We start from the raw sequence: 26754 nt of genomic DNA on the forward strand, positions 1-26754 counted from the left end.
AGTCTCTTGGTCGTTACTGGAAGTTGATGCTGGTGGTGGGGGCCACGACGGACTGTGCCTTCAGCACCCGCTCCTGTTGCAGCGGATCCCCAGCCAGTTCCGGATCATCCTCGATACCGTTGCACACCAGCGTCATGTCATAGTTGCCGAGATTAACAAATCCCAGCTCATAACCGTAGCCTCCTGCTGCCAGGGGCAGGACGGGGGCGCTGGCGTAGAAGCCATTGTCGAGATCCGCCATGTCGGGATAGGCGTCGTCGCCCACAGGCCGCAACGCGTCATAGAAGTAGACGAAGGCCTTGTCGGTCAGCTGACCGCCGCAGAGGTTGGCGGCGACCGTGCCCTTGACGGTAGCGACCTCGGTGTTGTTCACCAGGCGCACCCCCCTTGGTTTGAGCTTGTAGTACTGCTCGTGGCCGGGCAGCACCATGGAGTGGCGCAGATCGAACTCGGTAGTGAAGGCGCTGAGGCCGTTGGCGGCTATGGTGAAGGCATCCAGCTTGAGCTCGTTGCTGGGCACCTCCAGCGGCTTGATCACCCCATCATCCTGCCTGACGTAGGAGTAGGGGGTGCCATCCAGGAACTGATTGCCGACGTCCCGACCATCCAGGATCCGCAGCCGCATCTGGCTGTATTCACCGGGCACCACGCTCTGGCTGGCCAGCAGGGGACGGCTGCTGGAGCCCGGGTATTGCAGCAGATCGATATAGGTGAACAACGGGTGTCCCGCGCTGTCGACGGGGATGATCTGCCCTGCCGGCGTGCAACCATCGTCCTGGGTCGTGGTCAGGAAGCTGGCGGTGGTCCAGGACTGCTCGGTGCCGGAGACGGGGTGGATGCTGATGTTGGAGACGGCGATGCAGACCTTGTTGACCGCGTCGACGGGGGCGTCGGAGAAGGCCAGCGACATCTGGGCATTCTGCGGGTTGTCATTGTTGTCGTCGCCACCGCCACCACAGGCGGTCAGCAGGGCGGCCAGGCCGATCAGGGGCAAATGTTTCATGGTTTCCGTTCCTGTTGGAGAGATGATCCAACTCTAGCCGAGTTGTAGATACAGGCTAGATGGCAGGCAGGCCATAGGGTCCGGAGCTAGAGTGTAAATTACAATAAAATCAATGATAAAGGCTTGAATGGCACCAAGCATGGCTGCGAAAGGGATTGTCGGAACGGGTGAAAAGAGAGGCTGGGCGGGCAGAGTGCCCGCTCAGGCTTCCAGCAGGCGGGTGGCCCAGCCCATCTTCTGCTGGCGCTCCACTTCCAGGCGCAGCTCGCTGGCCCGCAGGTAGTGTTCGTCCAGCCAGCCCTTGGGCAGGGTCAGGGTCAGGGCATCCTCGTTGGCCTCGAGGGTGAATCGCGGTACGGTTCCCTGGGTGCGGCGCATGCAGAGGATGAGGGAGATGCGCAGGATGCGGGCCAGCCGGATCGCCTGGCGGCCGGTGACGGCCCCCTGCTTCTCCAGCTGTTCCAGCTTGAAGTCGTCCCGCTGGTTGAGCAGCAGGGCCGACAACAACTTCTTCTGGGCCGGGGTGAAGCCCGGCATGTCGATGTTGTCTATGATGTAGGCCGCGTGTTGCGGGGCCTTCTTGTACTCGATGCAGAGGCCGATCTCGTGCAGCAGGGCGGCGTAGCGCAGGATGGGGCGACCGTAGCGCTTGGAGAGGCGCCAGGCGGGCTGCAACTGGCTGAACGCCTCGATGGCGGTGTCGCGTACCCGCTCGGCATGCTCCTTGTCGAGCTGGTAACGGCTGATCAGGCTGTCGGCGGTTCTGTCTCTGGCGTCACAGTCGTGGTTGTTGCCGAGCAGGCCGTAGATCAGCCCCTCCCGCAATGCGCCACCGGCGAGCGTCATGCTCTCGATGCCGAGGGTCTCGAAGATGGCGATCAGGATGGCTAGGCCGGAGGGGAACACGGTCAGCCGTTCGGCCGCCAGCCCTTCCAGCTGCAGCTGATCCAGCTTGCCGCAGGCGATGGCCTGGCCCATCAGCTCCTGCAGCTTCGGCAGGGTGACCCGCTCGCTCTTGCCCTGGGCCAGCATGATCTCCTGCAGCGCCTGGACGGTACCGGAGGCGCCGACGCAGGTGCGCCAGCCGAGGGTCTTGTAATCGTCGGCCACGTTTTCCAGCACCGATTTGGCGCTGGCGATGGCCTGGTTGAAGCGGGTCTCGGAGAGCTCGCCGTCACCGAAGTGGTTGTTGAGCCAGGTGACACAGCCCATGTGCAGGCTGTTGAGCAGCTTGGCCTCGCTGTGTTCGCCGATCACCAGCTCTGTGCTGGCGCCGCCGATGTCGATCACCAGCCGGTTGCCTTCCCCGGCGGAGGTCCAGGAGACCCCCTCGTAGATGGTCTTGGCCTCTTCCTCGCCCGAGATGATCTCGATGCTGTGGTTGAGTACCCGCTCCGCTTCCCTCAGGAACTCGTCGACGTTGGTGGCGAGGCGCAGGGTCGCGGTCCCCACCACCCGGATGTTGTCGGACGGGATGTCCTGCAACTGCTCGGAGAACAGGCGCAGACAGTCCCAGCCCCGCTCCATGGCGGCGCGGCTGAGGCGAAATTCCGAGTCGAGACCGGCGGCGAGGCGAACCTTGCGCTTGACCTTGGTGACGGTGCGCAGGGCACCGGCGACCTCGCGCACCACCAGCATGTGAAAGCTGTTGGAGCCGAGGTCGATGGCGGCATAGAGCGGCGAGTTGTGCAACTGGGCCTGTCCTGTTAACTCTTGCGGGGCGGACGGCGGCGGTTGTTGCTGTTGCCACCCTGGCGATCCCGCATGTTGCGGTTCACCGGCTGACGGTTGCGGAACACCCGTTTCGGGGCGGTCACGTCATCCAGCAGCGCCTCGCGGTCGTACTTGCTGACCGGGATGGGGTGGTGGATGTACTCTTCGATGGCCGGCAGGTTGAAGGCATAGTCTTCACAGGCCAGGCTGATGGAGTGACCGCTCTTGCCGGCGCGACCGGTACGACCGATACGGTGTACATAGTCCTCGGCGTCGTCGGGCAGGTCGTAGTTGAAGACGTGGGTCACGTCAGGGATGTGCAGACCACGGGCTGCCACGTCGGTGGCGACCAGGATGTCCAGCTGACCCTTGGTGAACTCTTCCAGGATCTTCATCCGCTTCTTCTGGGGCACGTCGCCGGTCAGCAGGCCGACGCGGTGGCCGTCATTCTCCAGCCAGGCGTGGACGTCTTCACACACATGCTTGGTGTTCGCGAAGACGATGGCCTTCTCCGGCCACTCTTCTTCCATCAGGGAGAGCAACAGCAGCATCTTGTCTTCGTTGGAGGGGTAGAACAGCTCCTCCTTGATGCGCACGCCCGTCATCTGCTCCGGCTCGACCTGCACGTGTTCCGGGTGGTTCATGTGCTCGTAGGCCAGCTCCTGCACCCGCAGGGAGAGGGTGGCGGAGAACAGCATGCTCAGACGCTCGGTAGCGGGGGGCATGCGGCGGAACAGGAAGCGGATGTCCTTGATGAAGCCGAGATCGAACATGCGATCCGCTTCGTCCAAGACGACGACCTGGATGTTGCCGAGATCGATGACCTTGGACTTGAAGTAGTCGATGATGCGGCCCGTGGTGCCGATCAGGATGTCGACACCCTGCTCCAGCACGGCCAGCTGCTTGTCATAGCCTTCACCACCGTAGGCGAGGCCGAGCTTCAGGCCGGTCGAGGCCGCCATGCTCTCGGCATCGTTGTGGATCTGCACCGCCAGCTCACGGGTCGGGGCCATGATGATGGCGCGTGGCTGGTTGATGAGGCGCGGCTTGGTCAGCGGATGGGTCAACAGATAGTTGAAGGTCGCAGCCAGGAAGGCGAGGGTTTTGCCGGTTCCCGTCTGGGCCTGGCCGGCGAGGTCATGGCCTTCTACCAGCAGCGGTAGAGACAGTGCCTGGATGGGGGTGCAATAGTGAAATCCCTTTGATTCCAGACCAGCCAGAACTTCGGGTTCGAGGCCCATTTGGGCGAATTTTTCGGTCGTTAGATGTGTTTTGCTCATGGCGGTAGGTTATCAGGTTAGGCTTGCAATAATAAACAGGATCATTTCAAATAGGGCAACTATTGCCTTTGTTGATCCGTCAATAAAGCCTTAATTACTGACTGGAGTTGGAGATGAGTGACAAGATTGTTCAGCTGAGCGATGCCAGCTTCGAGGCCGATGTAATCAAAGCCGACAGCCCCGTTCTGGTAGATTTCTGGGCTGAATGGTGCGGTCCGTGCAAGATGATTGCCCCCATCCTGAACGAAGTCGCCCAAGAATATGCCGGTCGCGTGACCGTGGCGAAATTGAATATCGATCATAACGCCGACACGCCGCCCAAGTATGGCATTCGCGGTATCCCGACCCTGCTGCTGTTCAAGAATGGCGAAGTGGCAGCGACCAAGGTCGGCGCCCTGTCCAAGACTCAGCTGAAAGAGTTCCTGGACGGCAACCTGTAATAATCAAGAAGGAGCGCATTGCAATAATGCGCTCCTTGTGTTTTATCACCTAGACGCTCATCCCGATTGGTGCTAGTTTATCGCTCGTTTGCTAACCTTTTTGCCTGACTCTTTGCTTCACAAGCCTGGCAAGTCAAATCCGATCAGCATCAATCCAGCAGACTGTCTCCTCATTTCAATCCTTGCTTACAGACTTTCACCACTATGAATCTGACTGAACTTAAGAACACTCCTGTGTCCGAGCTGGTACAGCTTGGCGAATCCATGGGGTTGGAAAATCTGGCTCGGGCGCACAAGAAAGACATCATCTTTGCCATCCTCAAGGCGCACGCCAAGGGCGGTGAGGACATCTTCGGCGACGGTGTGCTGGAAATCCTGACCGATGGCTTCGGCTTCCTGCGTAGCGCAGACGGCTCCTACCTGGCCGGCCCGGACGATATCTACGTCTCCCCGAGCCAGATCCGCCGCTTCAACCTGCGCACCGGTGACACCATCTCCGGTAAGATCCGGCCGCCGAAAGAGGGCGAACGCTACTTCGCCCTGCTCAAGGTCAACGACGTCAACTACGATCGTCCGGAAAACTCCCGCAACAAGATCCTGTTTGAAAACCTGACTCCGCTGCACGCCAACGAGCGCCTGCGCATGGAGCGGGGCAACGGTTCCACCGAAGACATCACCGCCCGTGTGCTGGATCTGGCATCCCCCATCGGCAAGGGCCAGCGCGGCCTCATCGTCGCACCGCCCAAGGCCGGTAAGACCATGCTGCTGCAGAACATCGCCCAGAGCATCGCCTACAACCACCCGGATTGTGAGCTGATCGTGCTGCTGATCGATGAGCGTCCGGAAGAAGTGACCGAGATGCAGCGGATGGTCAAGGGTGAAGTCATCGCCTCCACCTTCGACGAGCCGGCCTCCCGTCACGTCCAGGTCGCCGAGATGGTGATCGAGAAGGCCAAGCGCCTGGTCGAGCACAAGAAGGATGTGGTCATCCTGCTGGACTCCATCACCCGTCTGGCCCGCGCCTACAACACCGTCATCCCCTCATCCGGCAAGGTACTGACCGGTGGTGTGGATGCGAACGCCCTGCACAGACCCAAGCGCTTCTTCGGCGCGGCCCGCAACGTCGAGGAAGGCGGCAGCCTGACCATCATCGCCACCGCGCTGATCGACACCGGCTCCAAGATGGATGAAGTCATCTACGAAGAGTTCAAGGGTACCGGCAACATGGAGCTGCACCTCTCCCGCAAGATCGCCGAGAAGCGCACCTACCCGGCCATCGACATCACCCGTTCCGGCACCCGCAAGGAAGAGCTGCTGACCGCGCCGGACGAGCTGCAGAAGATGTGGATCCTGCGCAAGATCATCCACCCCATGGGTGAGATCGACAGCATCGAGTTCCTCATCGACAAGTTGTCTGCCACCAAGACCAACGACGAGTTCTTCGACTCCATGAAGCGTCAGCAGAAGTGATGGTGTAGCAGAATGACGAAACCGCGGCCCAGGTCGCGGTTTTTGTTTATCTATTTGCCGGTGCCCTTAGTACTATGGGGCCAGGATGCCACAGGGCCGGATGTCACAAGGATAGAGACGTCATGAAGCTGATTTTCTTGCTATGGATTGGGTGGCTGATGGCCGCTCCCGTGCAGGCCGACGTGCCGCCGCGGCAGGCACCCCTGGTGGCGGACGAGGGGCTGCAGGGGCACCTCGACTATCTGAACGGCCGGCTGGCGCTGGGGCAGTTTGCCGCCATCGACACCCTGCTGGAGACCCTGGCGGTGGGTCAGCGTGAATACCTGCAATTTCAACTGCTGAGCGGCCTCAAACGGCAGGTCGCGCCGAGTCCGGCGCTGCATGCCTGGGTGCGGGAGCAGGCCGCCAAGGCGCCCCAATGGCTGGTTGAAGGGGAGGTGGACGGCTTCCTGGTGCAGGTGCCGGCCTATGACTTCCCGGCCGAGGCCCGGCTGGTGCTGAGCCGCTGGCAGCAGCTCGCCTGGCAGGACAACTACCGCCAGCTGCTGGCGCAGGACAGCTTCGACTTCAAACAGCTCTACTACAGCCGCAACCCCGAGCTGGCCCAGCAGCAACAGGCGCTGCTGACGGTGCTCGACAACCAGCCTGCCGTCGTCCAGCGGCGGGAGGCCAGGAGGCTGGCCGCCCTGACCCTTTTCCTGCCGGACAACCAGCTGCTGCTGCATCTCATCGAACACACCGGCAACCCGGATCTGTACCAGAAACTGTGGCGTCAGCCAGTGGATCACGACAGCCTGGCGGCCTTGCACAGCATCCCCCGCTTCTATCGTGGTCAGGAGGCGAGCAATATGCTGATCGCCGCCAGCCGCAACCAGCGGCTGATGATCCCCGCCCTGCATCAGCTCAGCCGGCTCTCGCCCCTGCCGGACGAGGCCCGCCAATATCTGCTGGCGGAGCTCGGCAAGCAGCAATACAGCGGGCTGGTGGCCGGCCTGCTGCTGCAACTGGACGAACCCAGGCTGCTGGCCCAGCTGGCGGACAGGCTCACCCACCAGGAGCGGCGTCACACCACGTCCGTCCTGCGACCCGATACGGGTGCACCGGATGCCCGGCCGGGGTTATAATGCCCCCTCACCTGCATCATGGGTACCCGCATGAAATACAAGGACTTGCGTGATTTCATCGCGCAGCTGGAACAAAACGGACAGCTCAAGCGAATCAGCCGCGAGATAGACCCCTATCTGGAGATGACCGAGATCAGCGACCGCACCCTGCGTGCCGGTGGCCCGGCCCTGCTGTTCGAAAATCCCAAGGGTTACGGTATGCCGGTGCTGACCAACCTGTTCGGCACCCCGGATCGCGTCGCCATGGGCATGGGGCAGCCCAACGTCGGCGCCCTGCGCCAGGTGGGCACCTGGCTCTCCTACCTGAAGGAGCCCGAGCCCCCCCGTGGCCTCAAGGAGCTGATGGAGAAGCTGCCGATCTTCAAGCAGGTGCTGAACATGCCCACCAAGCGGCTCTCGTCTGCCCCCTGCCAACAGGTGGTGCTGGAGGGGGATGCGGTGGATCTCGACCAGATCCCGATCCAGCACTGCTGGCCCGGCGACGTGGCGCCCCTGGTGACCTGGGGTCTGACCATCACCCGCGGCCCCTACAAGAAGCGCCAGAACCTCGGCATCTACCGTCAGCAGAAGATCGGCAAGAACAAGCTGATCATGCGCTGGCTGGATCACCGTGGCGGCGCCATCGATTTTCGCGAGTGGCAGGAGGCGCACCCCGGTGAGCGCTTCCCGGTGGTGGTGGCGCTCGGCGCCGATCCTGCGACCATACTCGGCGCCGTGACGCCGGTGCCGGACACTCTCTCCGAGTACGCCTTCGCCGGCCTGCTGCGGGGCAGCCGCACCGAGGTGGTGAAGGCCCTGAGCTGTGAACTGGAGGTGCCCGCCAGCGCCGAGATCGTGCTGGAAGGCTATCTGGAACCCGGCGAGATGGCGCCGGAAGGCCCTTATGGGGATCACACAGGTTACTATAACGAGGTGGACGAGTTCCCGGTGTTCACCATCACCCACATGACCATGCGCCGCGATGCCATCTACCACAGCACCTATACCGGCCGTCCGCCCGATGAACCGGCGGTGCTCGGGGTGGCGCTGAACGAGGTGTTCGTGCCCCTGCTGCAGAAGCAGTTCCCCGAGATCGTGGACTTCTACCTGCCGCCGGAGGGCTGCTCCTACCGGATGGCGGTGGTGACCATCAAGAAGCGCTACCCAGGCCACGCCAAGCGGGTGATGCTGGGGGTCTGGTCTTTCCTGCGCCAGTTCATGTACACCAAGTTCGTGATCGTCTGCGACGACGACATCGACGCCCGGGACTGGAAGGACGTGATCTGGGCCATCACCACCCGGATGGATCCGGCGCGGGACACCACCCTGATCGAGCACACGCCCATCGACTACCTGGACTTCGCCTCGCCGGTCTCCGGGCTCGGCTCCAAGATGGGGCTGGATGCCACCAATAAGTGGCCGGGGGAGACGAACCGAGAGTGGGGCCAACCCATAGTCCAGGATGAGGCGGTGAAGCAGAAGATCGACGCCATCTGGGATGAGCTGAAGATCCTGGACTAGCCGTTGAGCCAGACGGCGCGACCGTTCGAGGTATAAAGCCCGACTTGGGGTCGGGTTGAGTGATGTAATGGGGCCAGTTTCCGGTCAGTCGGTGCACAAAGAGCGGTATTGCCGGCCCGAATTGGGTATGCTCGACTGACCTGACCACCCGCTGGTCGCCAGAACACAGTGAATTAATGAGTGAAACGGGCCGGGCTGGCCCGTCAAAAGGACAAGAATGCAACGTATCAAGTGCCGCGTAGAGGAACTGCGCGAATATGTCGACACCATCTGGCATGTGGCCCTGGCGCCGCAGCAGGCCATCAGCTTCAAGCCCGGCCAGTATCTGCTGGTGGTGATGAGCGATTCGGACAAGCGTCCCTTCTCCATCGCCAACTCGCCGACCCGATCCGGCGTGCTGGAGCTGCAGATCGGTGCCACCCCTGAAAACGCCTACGCCGGCCAGGTGCTGGCCCGCATGCGCGAGCAGGGTGAGATCGAGATCGAACTGGCGGCGGGCAAGGCCTTCCTGAGGGACGAATCCCCGCGCCCCCTGATCCTGATGGCAGGCGGTACCGGCTTCTCCTATGCCCGCTCCATCCTGGAGTATCTGATGGCGACCGACAGCAAGCGTCCGGTCTTCCTCTACTGGGGCGTGCGTCAGGCCCACTGGCTGTACGAGCAGGCGCAGATGCAGCAGTGGGCGCTGGACTATGCCCCGCTCACCTTCGTGCCCGTGGTGCAGGAGCCCGAGGCGGACTGGACCGGTCGGACCGGGCTGGTGCACAAGGCCATCATGGATGACTTCGTCAGCCTGCACGACTACGACATCTATGTGGCGGGTCGCTTCGAGATGGCGGGTGCCGCCCGGGAGGAGTTCAAGGTGCTGGGTGCCGAGCCCGAGCGCATCTTTGGCGACGCCTACGAATTTATCTGATCACCGTCTACCCGGGGAACGCCGATCTGCTCCCTTCTCCCCTGGCGGGAGAAGGGTTGGGGATGAGGGAGTGAGCAACCTGGTTTGCCTGCTCGTATCGGCCCACCCCATGCCGGGCATCAGAAACAACAAACCCCAGCCTGGCTGGGGTTTGTTTTATCCGCCGGTGGGCAAGCTGCCCTGACCGGTTATTCGCCCTTGGCGGCGAGCTGCTGCTCCAGCTGGGCCAGCTTGGCCTCGAGGGCAGTCAGCTTCTCCCGGGTGCGCAGCAGCACCTTGGTCTGCACGTCGAACTCCTCGCGGCTCACCAGATCCAGCTTGTTCAGCTGGGCCTGCAGCACCTGACGAGTCTTCTTCTCCACCTCTTCACCCATGCTGCGAATGCCGGGGGGCAGGGCGTTGTGTACCTGTTTGGCGATCTCTTCCAGTTTCTTCGGGTCGATCATGGGGTTCTCCTTAAGCGATGGGCCATTCTACCGACAAATCCCCCCCTTTGCCGAGATCGGAGCGGCTTTTTGCACCTCCGGGCAAACCTGGCTCTGGTCGGGTCTGGTGTCGAGCCGGATGCTGTTACCCTCCGCCACCGGGGTGACAATTCCAATTCCTTGATGTTGTACACAAAAAAATCAGATCAGATGACCGACCAGAGGCTTATCAATTGTTGCCATGCTGTTAATATGGTTCGGTCGGGTTTGAACCCTACCCCGTCAGGCTCATCATGGATAACAACATAAAAAGAGATAAGGATATGAAGAAAAAGCTAATTTACGCAGCTGTCCTCAGTGCGCTGCTGAGCGGTTGTGGTGGCAGTGACGATAACAAAGGCGATACCTCCAGCTATCTTGACTACCTGCTGAGCGGCTCCAATGCAGTCCGACCCAGTGCCCTGGCCGCCCGTGCCTCCGACGGCACCCTGAAGTTCTCCACCGAGACGGCGGATCTCTCCAACCCTGTCTCCGCCCTCTCCACCCTGGATGGCTGGTCCACGACCCAGGCCATCCAGATAGTGCCGGTCACCGCCTCGGGCATCACAGTCAAGGCACCGACGGCGGCCGAGTTCGCGGCCTCCGTGGCCCCGCTCTATCTGCTGGAGCTGGAATTTGACAGCACGACCCTGCGCCCGAGCGGCGTGAAGAAGCAGCTGACCTACGGGGTGGATTTCGTGGTGGCCGAGTCGACCGGCAAGCTGAACCTGGTGCCCCTCAAGCCGCTCAATCCCTCTTCCTACTACATGATAGTGGCGACCGATTCCCTCAAGGACAGCAACGGCAATGCCGTCCGGGTCGGTACCGATTACAGCAACTACAGGAGCAACCCGGGCAGCAATGCCCAGGAGCAGACCATCAACGGTCTGATCACCCTGCAGGAAGGGCTGTTCAAGGCCGCGACCGGCATCACCAGCGACCACGTCATCTTCTCCGACTGGTTCGGCACCCAGTCCGGCGCCGATGTACTGGTGGCGGTGAAGGGGGCGGCAGCCTCAGTGCTGAAGGCCAGTCCGACCCTGGATGCCGCCGTCCTGTGGAAACAGGATGCCCTCGGCCATACCAGCCTGCCGGGTACCTACACCCTGGGGGTGACGGCCAATGCCGCCTTCCTGACCCAGCTGGCCGCCGAGCCCTTCTTGCCCCAGGAGCAGAAAGATGCGATTTCCACCGCCTTTGGCACAGGCACGCCTCTCCATAATCTGGCCTTGGGCACGACTGTCTATACCGGTGCGGTCAAGCTGCCCTACTTCCTCTCCTCGCCGGCCACTGTCGGCGCCAGGGCCGGTACCTGGGACCAGGCCAAGACCCAATCCTGGCACGGTGCCATCCCTAGCCTGTACGCCATCGCCAACGCTCTAAAGGCTGGCGATAGTGAGGTGATCGGTGGTCTGGTGGGGGCTGGGGTGGATCCGGCCCTGCTGGGAGCCCTGATCGCCGACCCGACTCGTCAGGCCGAGCTGCTGGCTGAGGCGAGCAAGCTGATCGGGGTGACCCTCACCTCCGGTGGCAAGGCGCTGGATCCCGAGATGAACATCGGCCGCTTCAACCCGTTGCCGGCGCTGGAGGAGGTGCAGCCCGTGCCGATGCGCATCTTCGCCGCGGCCCCGCTGACCGCCATCACCGATGTGATCATCTATCAGCACGGCGTCACCTCGGTGAAGGAGAACGCCTACGCCCTGGCCCTGGGCCAAATCGGTGCCGGTGCCAAGGCAGGCAAGAACGTCGCCGTGGTGGTGATCGATCACCCGCTGCACGGGGAGCGTGGCTTCGCCCTGAGCGGCAGCATGGCGACCGTGACCACCTCAGAGAATCCGACCCCCTACCTGAACCTGAGCTACCTGACGGTGGCGCGGGACAACCTGAGACAGAGCGTGGCGGATCTGCTGGGCCTGCGTCTGGCGGTGGGGGTGGCCAATGCCAAGGGGTTCGTGGCCAATGGTCAGGCTACCCGTTTGGGTGGTGCCGGTCTCAAGGTGCACTTCCTGGGCCACTCCCTGGGGGCCATCTCCGGTGCCAACCTGCTGGCGGTAGCAAACCAGCCTTTGAATCCTGCTATCGATCCCTTGTTCCAGTTCACCTCCGGCGGCCTGGCCATGCCGGGTGGCGGCATAGCGCCTCTGTTGCTGAACTCGCCCACCTTCGGCCCGACCACCAAGATGGGCGTGCTGACCGGTGGCAGTGCCGAGCTGAAGGCGGCCTTCACCGCCTATGCGCCGAACTGCAAGACGGCGGTGGCAAACTGCTTCGTCAACGAGTTCCTGCCCAGCCTGGATAGCGCCACCCAGGCGAGCACCGCCAGCACCCTGCAGAGCTATGTGTTCGCGGCCCAGTCGGTGCTGGATGCGGCTGATCCGATCAACCTGGCTCGTGGCATCAAGGCGGACTTCCCGCTGTTTGCCACCGAGATCGTGGGGGATGGTGCCCTGAGCCTGCCGGATCAGGTGATCCCGAACAGCGTCCCGTCCGCGCCGCTGGCGGGCACCGAGCCGCTGTTCAGAGTGATGGGGCTGCAGCCCCTGACCGCCACCGGGGCGGCCAACCACAATGCGGCCCGCTTCGTGGCCGGTGGTCACAGCTCGCTGCTGGCACCGGATGAGAACTTCGACCCGGCCGGCGATGTGACCACCGAGATGCAGACCCAGTTCGGCAGCTTCTTCGCGAGCGGCGGTGCGGCTGTCGTGGTGACAGACGGGACCCTGCTCAAGCAGTAAGTGATGCCATCAAAAAACGCCGCCCTCGGGGGCGGCGTTTTTATTTGGGGCTTTTTACTCTGGCGCAGCGTGATGTCAGAGCGTCAGGCAGGCCTGTGGTGCCTGTCGAGCCAGCCCTGCAACAGGCCCACCAGCAGGCCGGTGAGGTGGGCCATGTTGGCGGTGGGGGTACCGAGCAGGTCGAAGAAGCCGAGCGCCATCCAGAACAACATGAAGCCCATCAGTGCCGGTGGCAGGCTGAGGCCGCAGCCGGGTTGCAGCTTGGCACGCAGCCAGCAGTAGCCGAGCAGGGCATAGACGACCCCGGAGAGGCCGCCAAACAGCGGGCCGCTCGCGAAGAACTCCGCCACGTTGGGCAATGCGGCCCCGACGATCAGCAGGATGAACAGCTTGCCGCTACCGAGCCGCTGCTCGATCTGTCCCCCCAGATACCACCACCACAGCAGGTTGAACACCAGGTGCAGCACAGAGAAGTGGATGAAGGCGGGAGTGACGTAGCGCCAGGCCTGCCAGTCGGTGAACTGGGCCAGGGTGGGGTGGAACGCCAGCTCATCGAAGATGGGCAGACCGATGGCGTTGAGGGCATAGACGGCCAGGCAGGCGATGATGACCACCAGGGTCAGGGGGCCCGCCTGATGCAGGAAATCGGTGACCGGATCCGTCATCCCCTTGCTGTAGTCGATGCGGGCATCGGCCCGGCCGGACTGCCAGGAGGCCTCCATGTAGCGGGGGTGGTTCGGCTCGCTCAGGAAGCGCTTCACCTCCAGCTGGGCCTGGGCGAAGCGCTGCTCGTCCGCCAGCCAGACCGAGACGCCGAGCTCGGACTGGGTCAGCTCGCACGAGATGCCGAGGGTGGCCAGATAGTCCACCAGCGCCTGGGCCATGCGAGCGTTGTCCAGCACCAGCAGCTGGATCATGCCGGCCGGGGAGGAGTTGCCGGCTTCTGTCATGCGTCACCCGCCTGGATCGGGAACTCCCTGCGCCAGGCCTCAAAACCGCCATCCAGGCTGTAGACGGCGTCATAGCCCTGTTGCAGCAGATACTGGGCCGCCCCCTGGCTGCTGTTGCCGTGATAGCACATCACGATCACCGGGGTATCGAAGTCCACTTCATTCATGAAGCGGACCAGGGTGCCATTGGTGAGGTGGAAGGCGCCGACCGCATGGGCCGTCTCGAATGACTGGGGATCGCGAATGTCCACGAGACGGGCCTCACCGGCCTCCAGCTTCTGGTGGGCATCCTGGGCGCTGATATGGGCAAACTGGTCCATTGAGATGTCCTGCAAATAGATGATTGAGGGTCAGTTTACCCCAAGCCGTGGCCGGCGCTAAGCCGTCTCCCCGAGGGGATCGCAATTTCCTTCAATATCGCACTACTGCGGGTGGTTAGGCTGAGACTCCATCCCTTGTATGAGTGATATCCATGGAAGCGAGTCTGTTACTGTCGATGTGTGGCTTTGCCCTGGCCATGTCCATCTCCCCCGGTCCGGTCAATCTGGTCGCCCTCGGCGCCGGGGCCCGGCATGGCTTTCGTGCCAGCCTGCGCCACGTGGTGGGGGCCACCCTGGGCTTCATCCTGCTGCTGCTGTTGATGGGACTAGGGCTTGGCGCTCTCTTGTCCCAGTGGCCCATGATGGCCGGTGCCCTGCGCTGGGGCGGCATCCTCTTCCTGGGGTACATGGCCTGGCAGCTGCTGAGGGACGGGGGAGAGCTGGAAGGTGGGCCCGGCAAGCGGCCGGCCTTCTGGTGCGGCGCCCTGATGCAGTGGCTCAACCCCAAGGCCTGGCTGGCGGCCAGCATGGGGATGGGGGCCTATGGCAGTGCGGGGGGAGTGGGTCAGGTGATGGTGTTCACGGCGCTGTATCTGTTGATCTGCCTGGGCTCCATCGCCTGCTGGGCCTATGCGGGCAGCTGCCTGCAGCAGGCGTTGCTGAGACCCAGTCGGCTGCGTTGGTTCAACCGCATCATGGCCCTGTTGCTGCTGCTCAGTGCCGGCTATCTGCTGTCGGCGGATGGTTGAACTGCAACCTGTATTGACCCGGGGTGGCGGCGACCCGCCGTTTGAACTGGCGCTGGAAGTGGGCCTGATCGGCGAAGCCGCTCGCCAGCGCCACCTCGGCCAGGGGCTGTCCCTGCCTGAGCAGGAGGCGGGCGTGGCGCACGCGTCTGTCCAGCAGGTAGGCGTGGGGCGTCATGCCGTAATGGTGGTTGAAGGCGCGCACGAAGTGGGAGGGGCTGAGGCCGGCGACCACGCTCAGCTGCTGCAGGCTGAGGGGGCTGGCGCTCTCGTCCTGCATCAGCTCGGCGGCCCGTTGCAGGTGCAGCGGCGGCCTGTCATCCCAGCGGGCCGGAGTCAGCCTGGCCAGCAGCCGGTGGCCAAACATCTGGCAGGCCACCTCCTTGGCCAGCGGGTCCAATCCCTCCACCAGGTGGCGATGCAGCTGTCGCAACCCCAGGTACAGCAGGGGATCCCGGCTGGCGGTCATGTCGAATGGGCGAAACTCGGCTCCCAACCCGGCCTCCTGTTGCAGGCCGTGCAGCCAGCGGGTGTCGAGGTAGAACATCAGATAGGACCAGGGGTGATCCGCGATGGGATTGCAGGCGTGGACCTCCTCCGGGTTCATCAGCACCAGGTGGCCGGTGCCGACTTCCTGCCTGCTGCGCTGGTTGAGGTAGTGGCTGTGGCCGCCGGTGATGGCGCCGATGGAGAAGTGGGGATGGCTGTGCTTGTCGTAGCAGACCTGACGGCCATCCTGCACCGCCCGGGTCTCGATGAATGGCAGGGCCGGATCGCACCAGAAGTGGTGGCGATCCGGCCCTGAAGGGGAGCGGCTCATCCGGGGTCGGCGACCCTGAGCCGCCGCGGGTTGTCAGCCACCGAGGTAGGCCTGACGCACGGCCGGGTTCGCCAGGAGGGCGGCCCCCGTGTCTTGCAACACCACGCGGCCGTTCTCCAGCACATAACCGCGATCGGCGAGCCGCAGGGCCTGGTTCGCATTCTGCTCCACCAGGAAGATGGTCATCCCCTGATCCCGCAGCTTCAGAATGATGTCGAAGATCTGCTGGATGATGATGGGGGCCAGCCCCAGTGATGGCTCGTCCAGCAGCAGCAGACGCGGCTTGCTCATCAGGGCGCGGCCGATGGCCAGCATCTGCTGCTCGCCTCCCGACATGGTGCCGGCCCGCTGTTCCAGTCGCTCATGCAGCCGCGGAAACATGGTAAAGACCTGATCCAGCAGCCCATTCTGTTCCTGCTTGTCGACGAAGAAGGCCCCCATCAGCAGGTTCTCCTCCACCGTCAGGCGGGCGAAGATGCGGCGCCCCTCCGGCACCACGGCGATATCCTTGCGCATGATGCTGGCGGTGGTGAGGGAGTCTATCTGTTCCCCCTCGAACCAGATGCTGCCACTGCTGGGCTTGGGTTCGCCGCAGAGTGTCATCAGCAAGGTGGTCTTGCCGGCGCCGTTGGCGCCGATCAGGGTGACTATCTCGCCCTCTTTGACTTCGACGCTGACGTCGTGCAGCGCCTGGATCTTGCCGTAATGGGTCGATACGTTGCGAAGTTCTAACATCCTGACTCCTGTCCTAGGATTCGCCCAGATAGGCCTTGATCACGTCCGGGTTGCTGCGGATCTCGTCCGGTTTGCCATGGGCCAGGGGCGTGCCCTGGTTGACCACGAAGATGCGGTTGGAGATCTCCATCACCAGCTTCATATCGTGCTCGATGAGCAGCACAGATACCCCGAATTCATCCCGCAGGTTGGAGATGAGCTCGTTGAGCTCGTCGGTCTCCTTGGGGTTGAGGCCGGCGGCCGGTTCGTCCAGCATCAGCAGCTCGGGCCGGGTGGCCATGCAGCGGGCGATCTCGAGTCGGCGCTGCTGACCATAGGCCAGGTTGCCGGCGGAGCGGTTAGCGAGCTCCTTGAGACCCACCTTCTCTAGCCAGAAGGCGGACTGCTCCAGCCCCTCTTTCTCGGCGCGGCGGAAGGAGGGGGTCTTGAACAGGCCGGCGATGAAGCTGGTATTGAGGTGGCGATGCTGGGCCACCAGCAGGTTCTCCACCGCCGTCATCTCCTTGAACAGCCGAACGTGCTGGAAGGTGCGCACTATGCCCTTGCGGGCGATGAGATGGCCGGGCAGGCCCTGGATCTCCTCACCCCGGTAGCGGATGACGCCGCCACTCGGCCGGTAGAAACCGGTCAGGCAGTTGAAGATGGTGGTCTTGCCCGCGCCGTTGGGACCTATGATGGAGATCACCTCCCCCTTGTCCACGTCCAGCTTGACGCCGTTGACCGCCAGCAGGCCACCGAAACGCATGGAGAGATCAGAGACTTCCAACAACTTCTGATGATCGTTCATTTGCGGATCTCCAGATGGGGGCGGCTCATGGGCAGCAGACCCTGGGGTCGCCAGATCATCATGAACACCATCAGCAGGCCGAACATCAGCATGCGGTACTCGTTGAACTCACGGGCCAGCTCCGGCAGCACAGTCATCACGATGGCCGCCAGCACCACGCCGATCTGGGAGCCCATGCCGCCCAGCACGACGATGGCAAGCACGATGGCCGACTCGATGAAGACGAAGGACTCCGGGCTGATGAAGCCCTGGCGCGAGGCGAAGAAGCTGCCGGCAAACCCCGCGAAGCAGGCGCCTATGGTGAAGGCGGTCAGCTTGATGATGGTGGGGTTGAGGCCGAGGGACTTGCAGGCGATCTCGTCTTCCCGCAGCGCCTCCCAGGCGCGGCCGAGCGGCATGCGCAGCAGGCGGTTGATGACGAACAGGGTGGCGATCACCAGTACCAGCGCCATCAGGTAGAGGAAGATCACCTTGTGGTTGGCGTTGTAGGCGATGCCGAAGAACTCGTGGAAGGTCTCAAAGCCCCCGTCCTTGACGGTGCGGTTGAATTCAAGACCACCGAGCGTCGGCTTGGGGATGCCGGAGATGCCGTTCGGGCCGCCGGTCAGGCTGGTCATGTTGTTGAGCAGGATGCGGATGATCTCCCCAAAACCCAGGGTGACGATGGCGAGATAATCCCCTCGCAGCCTGAGTACCGGGAAGCCCAGCAGGAAGCCGAAGGTAGCCGCCATCAGGCCGGCGATGGGCAGACACTCCCAGAAGCTCAGGCCGAAGTAGGTATTGAGCAGGGCGTAGCTGTAGGCACCGACCGCGTAGAAACCGACGTAGCCGAGGTCCAGCAGGCCGGCGAGACCCACCACCACGTTCAGGCCGAGGCCCAGCATGATGTAGATCAGCGCCAGGGTGGCCAGATCGATGGCACCGCGCGACGCCATGAAGGGCCAGCTCACCGCGAACAGCAGCACCAGCACGGCGGTGAGGTTATAGAGCTTGGGTGCCTCTTCGGGGCTCGGCAGCACCAGCTTGGTGAAGCCGACGGAGAAGCCGCTGATGGAGGCCTGGAACAGCCTGGATATCTGGCCGCGCAGCATCTGGAACCAGAAGACGATGGTGGCGCCCCCCAGCAGCCAGGCCAGGGAGACATCGAGGCGGCTCACCACCAGCAGGCGGGAGCCATCGCTCTCGAGCTTGAAGCCGAGCAGCCAGAAGGAGAGCACCAGCAGCATCAGGCTGGCGATGCAGGCGTGGATAAATTGGCGTTTCATCATACCTTCTCCACTTCCGGGCGACCCAGGATGCCTGTCGGCAGGAAGAGCAGCACGAAGATGAGCAGGGCGAAGGCCATCACATCCTTGTATTCGGTGCTGAGGTAGCCGGCGGTGAGCGCTTCTACCACCCCGAGCAGCAGGCCACCGATGACGGCGCCCGGGATGCTGCCGATGCCGCCCAGCACGGCCGCGGTAAAGGCCTTCAGTCCGGCCATAAAGCCGAGGTAGGGGTTGATCACGCCGTAATACATGCCGAGCAGCACCCCGGCCACGGCGGCCAGGGTGGCCCCCAGCACGAAGGTGATGGAGATGACCACGTGGGTGTCTATCCCCAGCAGGTTGGCCATCTTGATGTCTTCCGAGCAGGCGCGGCAGGCGCGGCCCATGCGGGAGCGGCTGATGAACTGGGTCAACGCCAGCATGGTGACGAAGGTCACCACGAAGATGATGAGCTGCATGTAGGAGAGGCTGGCCTGGAAGCCATCCTCGGCGCCGAGGGACCAGCCCCCGGAGATCAGGTTGGGCATGGCGATGTCACGCGAGCCCTGGGCCATCCGCATCATGTTCTGCAGGAATATCGACATGCCGATGGCGGAGATGAGGGGGATGAGGCGGTTGCCGCCCCGCAACGGGCGATAGGCGACCCGCTCTATGGTCCAGCCATAGCTGCCGGTGATGATGATACTGACCAGGAAGGCGCCTCCCAGCAGCAAGAAGGTGCTGTCGATGCCCATCATCATGAGCCCGGCCATCACCATGAAGGCAACATAGGAGCCGATCATGTAAACCTCGCCGTGGGCGAAGTTGATCATGCCGATGATGCCATAGACCATGGTGTAGCCGATGGCGATCAACGCATAGGTGCTGCCTATGGTCAATCCGTTCAGCAACTGCTGAACCAGATAAAGAAGGTGTTCGGACATACTGCGTTCCCTGTACTTGCCCGCAAAGAAAGGAGGGGGTGACGCTTGTCACCCCCGACCGGCAGATTATTTGAGTTGGGTGGAGGTGCCGTCGGCGTGCCACTGGAAGACGCCGAACTCGAAGCCTTTCAGATCACCGTTCGGTGCCCAGCTCAGGGGGCCCATGACGGTGTCGATCGGTGCGGCCTTGATGGCGGCAGCCACGGCAGCGGGATCGTCTTCACCCGCCTTGGCGATACCGGCAGCCAGGGTCTGTATCGCGGCATAGGTGGTCCAGACGAACGGGCCGGAAGAGTCCTGACCCTTGGCCTTGAACGCTGCGACGACGGGGGCGTTGGCAGGCACCAGGTCGTACTTGTTCGGCAGGGTCACCAGCAGGCCTTCGGAAGCCGGGCCGCCGATGGCGGAGATGTCCTTGTTACCCACGCCTTCCGGACCCATGAACTTGGCCTTCAGACCCTTCTCGCCAGCCTGGCGCAGGATCAGACCCAGCTCCGGGTGGTAGCCGCCGTAGTAGACGAAGTCCACGTTCTCTTTCTGCAGCTTGGCGATCAGGGCGGAGAAGTCCTTGTCACCCGCTGTGATGCCCTCATAGGCAACGACCTTGACGCCGGCCTTGTCCAGGGCGGCCTTCACGCTGGAGGCGATGCCTTCACCGTACTGCTTCTTGTCGTGGATGACGGCCACGCGCTGGGGTTTGACCTGCTCGATGATGTACTTGGCGGCGGTCGGGCCCTGGTCGCTGTCCAGACCTATGGTACGCATGGTCAGCTGGTAGCCGCGCTCGGTGATCTTGGGGTTGGTGGAGGCCGGGGTGATCATCAGCACGCCTTCATCTTCATAGATGTCGGAGGCGGGCAGGGTGTTGTCGGAGCAGAGATGGCCGACCACAAACTTGACGCCGTCGTTGATCACCTTGTTGGCGATGGCCACGGCCTGCTTGGGATCGCAGGCGTCGTCATAGATGACGGCTTCGATCTGCTTGCCCTTGATGCCGCCCGCCTTGTTGATCTGCTCGACCGCCATCTTGCCGCCGGTGAACTGCATGTCACCGTACTGGGCGACCGGGCCGGTCAGGGGGCCGGCGATGCCGATCTTGATGGTATCGGCGGCGTTTGCCATGGAAACCGATCCAAACAGAGCCAAAGAAACCGCTGCTCTGACTGCCATTTTGCTGAAGTTATGCATTGATTCGTCCCTTAATCAGTGAATTGTTTCGTTTTATGGGCATCATCCCGAGCCTGTATCCCGCCGGCCCGGTAATAGATAAGGTTCTATCATTCCTCGCCAGGCAATAACAAGATGTTAAAGATACTAACCGGAGCAGGCGGAAGAGGGGTTTTGTGAAACAAATACGCAGTTGGTTATCTGTTTTTGGAGTTTAATATCGCCATGGTGGCGTAACATACAGATAACAAATTGTCATGGTGACAATTTTCAGAGTAAAAAACTGACGATATTTCGTCCTGCGCCTGCTCTCATTTTGACCAAAATTCGTTTGCGCAAATAGAAACGACCGCCTAGATTAGCCAAGATTGACAATTCACTGGCAGTGCCCGTTAAAACCAAGCCTTTATTCGGGAAATCTGCTACTGTTCCGCCTTTGTTATTCAGGAGACAGAGATGGCAACTATCAAGGATGTCGCCTCGCGCGCAGGCGTATCCATCTCCACCGTCTCACATGTACTCAATCACACCCGTCGGGTCAGCGAAGATGCGACCCAGAAAGTGCTTGAGGCGGTGGCAGAGCTGAACTACGCGCCCAACTCGGTGGCGCGCAGTCTCAAGATCAATTCGACCAAGACCATAGGCATGCTGGTGACCACCAGTGCCAACCCCTTCTTCGCGGAAGTGGTACAGGGGGTGGAAGCCTACTGCTTCGAGCAGGGTTACAGCCTGATCCTGTGCAACACAGAGAACCAGCCCCCCCGTCAGCAGCACTATCTGCGCATGCTGATGGAGAAGCGGGTGGATGGCCTGCTGGTGCTGGGGACCGACATCGACACCCAGTTCAGGGACATGCTGCGCATCCACAAGAAGGTGCCGCAGGTGGTACTGGATTGGGGCAACGAGTGCGACTTCGCCAACGTGATCAACGACAACGCCCGCATAGGCGCGCGCCTGGCGGTGAGCCACCTGTTGGAGCTGGGTCACAAAGAGATCGTCTGCATCACCGGCCATCTCGCCAAGCCCACCACCCAGCAGCGGTTGGACGGGGTGCGCGACGCCCTGGGCGAGCAGGGTCTGACCCTGAAAGAGGAGCAGATCTTCGAGGGGGACTACGAGAGCCAGAGCGGCTTCGATGCCATGCAGCGCATCCTGGCCCTGAACCCGCGCCCGACCGCGGTGTTTGCCTTCGACGATCCCATGGCAATCGGTGCCATCTGCGCCGCCTGGGAAGCCGGGGTCAAGGTGCCGGACGACATCTCCATGATCGGCTATGACGACATCGAGATGGCGCGCTTCTCCAGCCCGCCGCTCACTACCATTCGCCACCCCAAGGCCGAGCTCGGTCTGCTGGCGGTGCAGCAGCTGGTGAGCCGGATCCGCAACAAGGAGCTGGAGGTGGAATCCATGACGGTTCAGCCAGAGCTCATCGTGCGCCGCTCGGTCAAATCCCTGCGCTGACCTCAGCGTATCGCAAGCGAAAGTCCAACGAAAGACCCCCTCCGATGTGAGGGGGTCTTTGTTTTTGGGCTGCTCGTATCTGGGGAGTTATCAGGTCTTGAGGCCGAGCCGCCGGGCGAGCCGGTGCAGGTTGCCGCCGTCCAGTTCCAGCGCCCGCGCGGTGGCGGCCCAGTTGCCCGCATGAGCCGCCAGAGTCTGCTCGATCAGGGCGAGCTGGAAGGCGTCGGTGGCGGCCCTCAGCCCCAGGCCGGTGGGCAAGAGCGGCTCAGCAAGCGCCACGCCTGGGCTGGTGGACATGGGCAGGGTGCCAGTGCCCAGATTGAAGTGGTGGCTGGCGAGGCTGGGACTCTGGCTGCCCTGCTCGGCCCGCGCCAGCACGGCGGCGCGGTGGATGGCATGCTCCAGCTCCCGTACGTTGCCCGGCCAGTCGTGGGATGCCAGCAGTTGCAGCGCCTGGGGCTGGATGCGCAGCCGCTCCAGTCCCAGGCTGACCCGGCAGCGCTCGCAAAAATAGCCGGCCAGCAATGGGATGTCGTCGGTGCGTTCGCGCAGGGCCGGGGCCTGGATCGGGAAAACGCTCAGCCTGTGATAGAGGTCGGCCCGGAAGGCGCCATCCACCACCGCCTGCTTCAGATCCCGGTTGGTGGCCGCCAGGATGCGCACGTTCACCTTGAGCGGGGTGTCGTCACCGATGCGCTGCAGGTCGCCGTATTGCAGCACCCGCAGCAGCTTGGCCTGCAGGGGCAGGGAGAGCTCGCCTATCTCGTCGAGGAACAGGGTGCCCTTGTCCGCCAGCTCGAACTTGCCCGCCCGGTTGTGGATGGCACCGGTGAAGGCCCCCTTCACGTGGCCGAACAGCTCGCTCTCTGCCACCGACTCCGGCAGGGCGGCGCAGTTGAGGTAGACCAGGAGCGCGCCGGCGCGCGGTGAGCCCTTATGCACCGCCTTGGCGATCAACTCCTTGCCGACCCCGGTCTCCCCCAGGATCAGTACGTTCAGCTCCGAGCTCGCCACCACGTCTATCTCGTGGCGCAGCCGGGCCATGGCCGGGGAGTTGCCTATCATCTCCGGCTGGCCAGCACCTGCCTGCGGGCCTGACTCTATGAGTTCGCTGCTCTGGCGGGCGAGCCGCTCCAGCAAGAGGGCATTGCTGAGGGCGGCCGCCGCCAGAGCTCCCACCAGCCGCAACTCCTCGTCGCTGATGTCATCGAACTGGGCCGGGTTCATGCCGTCTATGGTCAGGGCGCCGATCAGCGCCTGATCCGCGAACAGGGGCAGGCCGACGCAGGCGTGCACCTTGAAGTCGTCGTGATCCGGGATCAGGCCGTCATAGGGGTCGGGCAGCTGGCTGTCGGCGGGGAAGCGCACCACGTCGCCAGCCCGGGCGATGGCCTCCATGCGCGGGTGATCCTTGAGGGCGAAGCGGCGACCCAGAACGTCCTGCATCAGGCCGTCGATGGCGAGCGGGATGAACTGGCCCCCCTCGTAGCGCAGCAGGGCTGAAGCATCCGAGTGCAGCAGGCTGCGTACGCTCTGGATCAGGCGATGGAATCTGTCCTGGTGGGAGATGCCGAGTTGCAGGTCGAGGGCGATGCGCGCCAGGCGGTCGGTGGAGATCACAGGGATTGTCCAAATGACAGTGTGTTTGTGATTTTGACTATAAAGGCGTGGTGTCTTAATGACAATGACTGATATGAGTATCCAGTAAAAACAATAGGTTATAAGTTGGCACGTCCGCTGCAATAGCTGGTTCAGTCGAACATACACTATTTCAGCTGAGGAACTGCCGGATGAGCATTCACGTCAAGAACAACATTCACTGGGTCGGCCAACGGGACTGGGAGGTGCGCGACTTCCACGGCACCGAGTATAAGACCCACAAGGGCACCAGCTACAATAGCTACCTTATCCGCGAAGGGAAGAACGTGCTGATCGACACCGTCGATCACAAGTTCAGCCGGGAGTTCGTGCAGAACCTGGCGGCCGAGATCGATCTCGCCTCCATCGACTACGTGGTGATCAACCACGCCGAGGAGGATCACGCCGGCGCCCTGACCGAGCTGATGGCCCGCATCCCCGGCACCCCCATCTACTGCACCCACAACGCCATCGACTCCATCACCGGCCATCACCACCACCCAGAGTGGAATTTCCAGCCGGTCAAGACCGGTGACAGCCTGGACATCGGCAACGGCAAGCAGCTGGTGTTTATCGAGACCCCCATGCTGCACTGGCCCGACAGCATGATGACCTATATGACCGAGGATGCGGTGCTCTTCTCCAACGACGCCTTCGGCCAGCACTATTGCGACGAGCACCTGTTCAACGACGAGGTGGATCAGACCGAGCTGATGGAGCAGTGCCAGCGCTACTACGCCAACATCCTCACCCCCTTCAGCCCCCTGGTGACCGCCAAGATCAAGGAGGTGCTGGGCTTCAACCTGCCGGTGAGCATGGTGGCCACCTCCCACGGCATCGTCTGGCGCGAGGATCCCACCCAGATCATCCTCAAATACCTGGAGTGGGCGGATCAGTATCAGGAAGACCGGATCACCCTGTTCTACGACTCCATGTCCAACAACACCCGCATGATGGCCGATGCCATCGCCCAGGGCATCCACGAGGTGGACCCCGGCGTGGCGGTGAAGATCTTCAACGTGGCCCGCCACGACAAGAACGAGATCCTGACCCAGGTGTTCCGCTCCAAGGGCATTCTGGTGGGCTCCTCCACCATGAACAACGTCATGATGCCCAAAGTGGCAGGCATGCTCGAGGAGATCACCGGCCTGCGGTTCCGCAACAAGCGTGCCTCGGCCTTCGGCAGCTACGGCTGGACCGGCGGCGCGGTGGACCGGATCCAGACCCGGCTGATGGACGCGGGCTTTGACATAAGCCTCTCCCTCAAGGCCAAGTGGCGGCCGGATGGCTCGGCGCTGGCGGAATGTCGCGAGCATGGTCGCCGTCTCGCCCGTCAGTGGGCACTGCATACGCTGGAGGCGCCCCGCCCGATCACCACAACGCAGGCGGAGGTGACACCAGCCCCCATGATGGCTGCTGCCGTGCCCCCGGCGCCGCAAGCCGCGCCGGCCGTGGCTGAATGGGATGACGATCAGAGCATGCTCTGCACCGTCTGCCAGTGGGTCTATGACCCGGCGCTGGGGGAACCGGATCAGCTGGTGGCGCCGGGCACCCCATGGGCCCAGGTACCGGACAGCTTCCTCTGTCCCGGCTGCGGCATCGGCAAGGAGGTGTTCGAGCCCTGCGCCGTGGAGGCCTGTGTATGAGCGCCATCCCCATGAGCGAAGAGATAGTGGTGATCGGCAGCGGCTTCGCCGCCCAGCAACTGATCAAGAGCCTGCGCAAGCTGGATGGCGCACGGCCCATTCGCCTTATCACGGCGGACAGTGGCGACGAGTACAACAAGCCGGACTTGAGCCACGTGGTGAGCCGGGATTGCAGCGCCGCCGCCATGACCCGGCTGAGCGGCAGCGCGTTTGCCGAGCAGCAGCGCATAGCTCTGCTGCTCCATTGCCCGGTGCTGGCTATCGATCCCGTGCGGCGGCTGGTGCTGACCGAACAAGGGGAATTCCCCTACGGCCAGCTGGTGCTGGCGACCGGCGCCAGCGCGGTGCGCCCCGAGATACCGGGCAGCGAATACCTGGTCACTCTCAATAGCCAGCAGGAGTATGCCGCCGCCGAGGCCAGGATCCGCGCCGCCAGCCGCATTCTGGTGCTGGGGGCTGGCCTGATCGGCTGCGAGCTGGCGATGGATATGGCGAGCGCGGGGAAAGAGGTGACGCTGGTGGATCTGGCTCACAGCCCGCTCAGCACCCTGCTGCCGGCGGCCCTGAGTCAGCCGTTGCAGCAGGCCCTGCGCGAGCAGGGGGTAACCTTGCTGCTGGGACAGGGTATTGCCGACATAGCCCCGCAGGATCCGGCTCGCCCAAACGATGGCTGGCGCGTCACCCTGAGTGACGGGCGCATCAGCTCGCAGGATCTGGTGATCGCCGCCATCGGCCTGAAGCCCAATCTCACCCTGGCCCAGAGCGCCGGGCTCGAGGTCGGGCGTGGCATCCGGGTCGATGACTGCCTGCGAACCAGCGATCCCCATATCTTCGCCCTGGGCGATGGCATCGAGTGGCGAGGCCAGCTGCTGCCCTTCCTACAACCAATCGTGCTTGGGGCCAACGCCCTGGCCAGGACTCTGCTCGGCACGCCGACCCCGCTGACCCTGCCACCCATGCTGGTGAAGGTGAAGACACCGTGCTACCCGCTGCAGCTGGCGGGCCGCACCCGGGGGGAGGATCTAGCCTGGCAATGCCGCTGGAACCGCGCCGGCATGGTGGCCGAGGCCCGCGGCGAAGATGGCGAGCTGTGCGGCTTCGTGGTGGGAGGCGATCAGATGAGCGCCGCCTTCCCCCTGCTGCGCCAGCTGCCCCGTTGATTCATCGATTGAGGCCGGGGCATTCCGGCCCTCTGAGGAGAAAACTTATGTCCATGAAACTTATTCCCGCCCACTGGGTGGTGCGTCGTTCTACCCCCTTCTTCACCCGCCAGAATGTGCCCCAGGCCCTGCTCACCCACCACAACACGGCGGCCGGGGTGTTCGGTCAGCTCTGCGTGATGAAGGGAACCGTTACCTATCATGGCTTCGCCGATGAGCAGGCCGAGCAGCCGGAGATAAGCCTGGTGATCCGGGCCGGGGAGTTTGCCACCAGCCCGCCCCAGTATTGGCACAGGGTAGAGTTGTCGGAAGATGCCCGCTTCAACATCCACTTCTGGGCTGAGCAGGCAGAGTCGGACCAGCCGCTGTTCAACAGCCGCAAGGCATAAGGTTCAACAGCCGCAAATAACAGGGGCCAACAGGAGGGCTGACGGGGGAGCGGGCAAATGCTCCCTCTGCCCATGCAGATCAAAATCATTAACTCAGAT

General features: G+C 62.9%; 24 protein-coding genes. 11 read left to right on the forward strand and 13 right to left on the reverse strand.

The features are described 5' to 3' along the window. Nucleotides 1-13: 13 nt before the first annotated feature. The 3 genes from ACT5M9_RS12185 to rhlB form a co-directional block, all read right to left on the reverse strand. On the reverse strand, nucleotides 14-1003 hold the full coding sequence (locus ACT5M9_RS12185) for a DUF4382 domain-containing protein (protein ID WP_457983013.1): 990 nt from the start codon (nucleotides 1001-1003) through the stop codon (nucleotides 14-16). A gap of 201 nt (nucleotides 1004-1204) precedes the next feature. Next, nucleotides 1205-2695, reverse strand: a complete 1491-nt coding sequence (gene gppA / locus ACT5M9_RS12190; protein ID WP_457983012.1) for a guanosine-5'-triphosphate,3'-diphosphate diphosphatase — start codon at nucleotides 2693-2695, stop codon at nucleotides 1205-1207. A 14-nt stretch (nucleotides 2696-2709) separates the two neighbouring features. Further along, complete coding sequence (gene rhlB, locus ACT5M9_RS12195; protein WP_438548206.1) at nucleotides 2710-3996, reverse strand: ATP-dependent RNA helicase RhlB; 1287 nt, start codon at nucleotides 3994-3996, stop codon at nucleotides 2710-2712. A 113-nt stretch (nucleotides 3997-4109) separates the two neighbouring features. Between rhlB and trxA the strand changes: the two genes are divergently transcribed. The 5 genes from trxA (at nucleotide 4110) to fre (ending at nucleotide 9446) form a co-directional block, all read left to right on the forward strand. Next, a complete protein-coding gene (gene trxA, locus ACT5M9_RS12200; protein WP_025328829.1) occupies nucleotides 4110-4436 on the forward strand; it encodes a thioredoxin TrxA in 327 nt (108 codons plus the stop codon). Between the two features lie 204 nt (nucleotides 4437-4640). Next, complete coding sequence (rho, locus tag ACT5M9_RS12205; protein ID WP_042079206.1) at nucleotides 4641-5906, forward strand: transcription termination factor Rho; 1266 nt, start codon at nucleotides 4641-4643, stop codon at nucleotides 5904-5906. 122 nt (nucleotides 5907-6028) lie between these two features. Beyond that, nucleotides 6029-7030 (forward strand): hypothetical protein, encoded by a 1002-nt coding sequence (locus ACT5M9_RS12210; RefSeq protein WP_457983010.1) that lies wholly within the window; start codon nucleotides 6029-6031, stop codon nucleotides 7028-7030. 30 nt (nucleotides 7031-7060) lie between these two features. Continuing rightward, nucleotides 7061-8530: a 4-hydroxy-3-polyprenylbenzoate decarboxylase gene (gene ubiD / locus ACT5M9_RS12215; protein WP_457983009.1), complete on the forward strand. Its 1470-nt coding sequence runs from the start codon at nucleotides 7061-7063 to the stop codon at nucleotides 8528-8530. Nucleotides 8531-8747: 217 nt separating this feature from the next. Then, the gene (gene fre / locus ACT5M9_RS12220; protein WP_438548203.1) at nucleotides 8748-9446 is read left to right on the forward strand and encodes an NAD(P)H-flavin reductase; all 699 of its coding nucleotides are present in this window, start codon (nucleotides 8748-8750) and stop codon (nucleotides 9444-9446) included. A gap of 188 nt (nucleotides 9447-9634) precedes the next feature. On the opposite strand, the gene ubiK is transcribed toward fre, so the two are convergent. Then, on the reverse strand, nucleotides 9635-9892 hold the full coding sequence (gene ubiK, locus ACT5M9_RS12225) for a ubiquinone biosynthesis accessory factor UbiK (protein WP_368198397.1): 258 nt from the start codon (nucleotides 9890-9892) through the stop codon (nucleotides 9635-9637). A gap of 302 nt (nucleotides 9893-10194) precedes the next feature. Between ubiK and ACT5M9_RS12230 the strand changes: the two genes are divergently transcribed. Continuing rightward, complete coding sequence (locus ACT5M9_RS12230) at nucleotides 10195-12645, forward strand: VolA/Pla-1 family phospholipase (RefSeq protein WP_457983008.1); 2451 nt, start codon at nucleotides 10195-10197, stop codon at nucleotides 12643-12645. An 83-nt stretch (nucleotides 12646-12728) separates the two neighbouring features. Here the strand turns inward: ACT5M9_RS12230 and glpG are convergent, their stop codons facing one another. Then, the gene (glpG, locus tag ACT5M9_RS12235) at nucleotides 12729-13562 is read right to left on the reverse strand and encodes a rhomboid family intramembrane serine protease GlpG (protein WP_438548226.1); all 834 of its coding nucleotides are present in this window, start codon (nucleotides 13560-13562) and stop codon (nucleotides 12729-12731) included. Nucleotides 13563-13591: 29 nt separating this feature from the next. Then, the gene (gene glpE, locus ACT5M9_RS12240; RefSeq protein ID WP_005330007.1) at nucleotides 13592-13915 is read right to left on the reverse strand and encodes a thiosulfate sulfurtransferase GlpE; all 324 of its coding nucleotides are present in this window, start codon (nucleotides 13913-13915) and stop codon (nucleotides 13592-13594) included. Nucleotides 13916-14067: 152 nt separating this feature from the next. Here glpE and ACT5M9_RS12245 point away from each other — a divergent pair, with 152 nt between their 5' ends. Further along, a complete protein-coding gene (locus ACT5M9_RS12245; protein ID WP_457983007.1) occupies nucleotides 14068-14664 on the forward strand; it encodes a LysE family translocator in 597 nt (198 codons plus the stop codon). On the opposite strand, the gene ACT5M9_RS12250 is transcribed toward ACT5M9_RS12245, so the two are convergent. The 6 genes from ACT5M9_RS12250 to ACT5M9_RS12275 form a co-directional block, all read right to left on the reverse strand. After that, complete coding sequence (locus ACT5M9_RS12250) at nucleotides 14630-15481, reverse strand: AraC family transcriptional regulator (protein ID WP_457983005.1); 852 nt, start codon at nucleotides 15479-15481, stop codon at nucleotides 14630-14632. The two genes, ACT5M9_RS12245 and ACT5M9_RS12250, sit on opposite strands and share 35 nt — an antisense overlap. Nucleotides 15482-15514: 33 nt before the next feature. Next, nucleotides 15515-16216, reverse strand: a complete 702-nt coding sequence (locus ACT5M9_RS12255) for an ABC transporter ATP-binding protein (RefSeq protein ID WP_457983003.1) — start codon at nucleotides 16214-16216, stop codon at nucleotides 15515-15517. A 13-nt stretch (nucleotides 16217-16229) separates the two neighbouring features. Further along, on the reverse strand, nucleotides 16230-17003 hold the full coding sequence (gene livG, locus ACT5M9_RS12260) for a high-affinity branched-chain amino acid ABC transporter ATP-binding protein LivG (protein WP_457983002.1): 774 nt from the start codon (nucleotides 17001-17003) through the stop codon (nucleotides 16230-16232). Further along, nucleotides 17000-18268 carry a high-affinity branched-chain amino acid ABC transporter permease LivM gene (locus tag ACT5M9_RS12265; RefSeq protein WP_438548225.1) on the reverse strand — a complete coding sequence of 423 codons (1269 nt, stop codon included), beginning with the start codon at nucleotides 18266-18268 and terminating at the stop codon, nucleotides 17000-17002. The genes livG and ACT5M9_RS12265 overlap by 4 nt, the downstream gene beginning before the upstream one ends. Then, nucleotides 18268-19194 (reverse strand): high-affinity branched-chain amino acid ABC transporter permease LivH, encoded by a 927-nt coding sequence (gene livH, locus ACT5M9_RS12270; RefSeq protein WP_438548197.1) that lies wholly within the window; start codon nucleotides 19192-19194, stop codon nucleotides 18268-18270. The genes ACT5M9_RS12265 and livH overlap by 1 nt, the downstream gene beginning before the upstream one ends. A gap of 66 nt (nucleotides 19195-19260) precedes the next feature. Continuing rightward, the gene (locus ACT5M9_RS12275; protein WP_457983000.1) at nucleotides 19261-20382 is read right to left on the reverse strand and encodes a branched-chain amino acid ABC transporter substrate-binding protein; all 1122 of its coding nucleotides are present in this window, start codon (nucleotides 20380-20382) and stop codon (nucleotides 19261-19263) included. Between the two features lie 435 nt (nucleotides 20383-20817). Between ACT5M9_RS12275 and ACT5M9_RS12280 the strand changes: the two genes are divergently transcribed. Continuing rightward, nucleotides 20818-21822: a substrate-binding domain-containing protein gene (locus tag ACT5M9_RS12280; RefSeq protein WP_457982999.1), complete on the forward strand. Its 1005-nt coding sequence runs from the start codon at nucleotides 20818-20820 to the stop codon at nucleotides 21820-21822. 90 nt (nucleotides 21823-21912) lie between these two features. Here the strand turns inward: ACT5M9_RS12280 and norR are convergent, their stop codons facing one another. Next, nucleotides 21913-23442, reverse strand: a complete 1530-nt coding sequence (norR, locus tag ACT5M9_RS12285) for a nitric oxide reductase transcriptional regulator NorR (protein ID WP_457982997.1) — start codon at nucleotides 23440-23442, stop codon at nucleotides 21913-21915. 170 nt (nucleotides 23443-23612) lie between these two features. Here norR and norV point away from each other — a divergent pair, with 170 nt between their 5' ends. From norV to ACT5M9_RS12300, 3 genes are read left to right on the forward strand one after another with little or no spacing between them, the layout of a single operon-like run. Continuing rightward, nucleotides 23613-25106, forward strand: coding sequence for an anaerobic nitric oxide reductase flavorubredoxin (gene norV / locus ACT5M9_RS12290; RefSeq protein ID WP_457982996.1), 1494 nt, complete (start codon nucleotides 23613-23615; stop codon nucleotides 25104-25106). Further along, complete coding sequence (norW, locus tag ACT5M9_RS12295) at nucleotides 25103-26266, forward strand: NADH:flavorubredoxin reductase NorW (protein ID WP_457982994.1); 1164 nt, start codon at nucleotides 25103-25105, stop codon at nucleotides 26264-26266. The genes norV and norW overlap by 4 nt, the downstream gene beginning before the upstream one ends. Before the next feature lie 47 nt (nucleotides 26267-26313). Next, nucleotides 26314-26655: a TehB family protein gene (locus ACT5M9_RS12300; RefSeq protein WP_457982992.1), complete on the forward strand. Its 342-nt coding sequence runs from the start codon at nucleotides 26314-26316 to the stop codon at nucleotides 26653-26655. The last annotated feature ends 99 nt before the right edge of the window (nucleotides 26656-26754 follow it).

The sequence above is a fragment of the Aeromonas sp. AE23HZ002T15 genome (genome assembly GCF_054165525.2).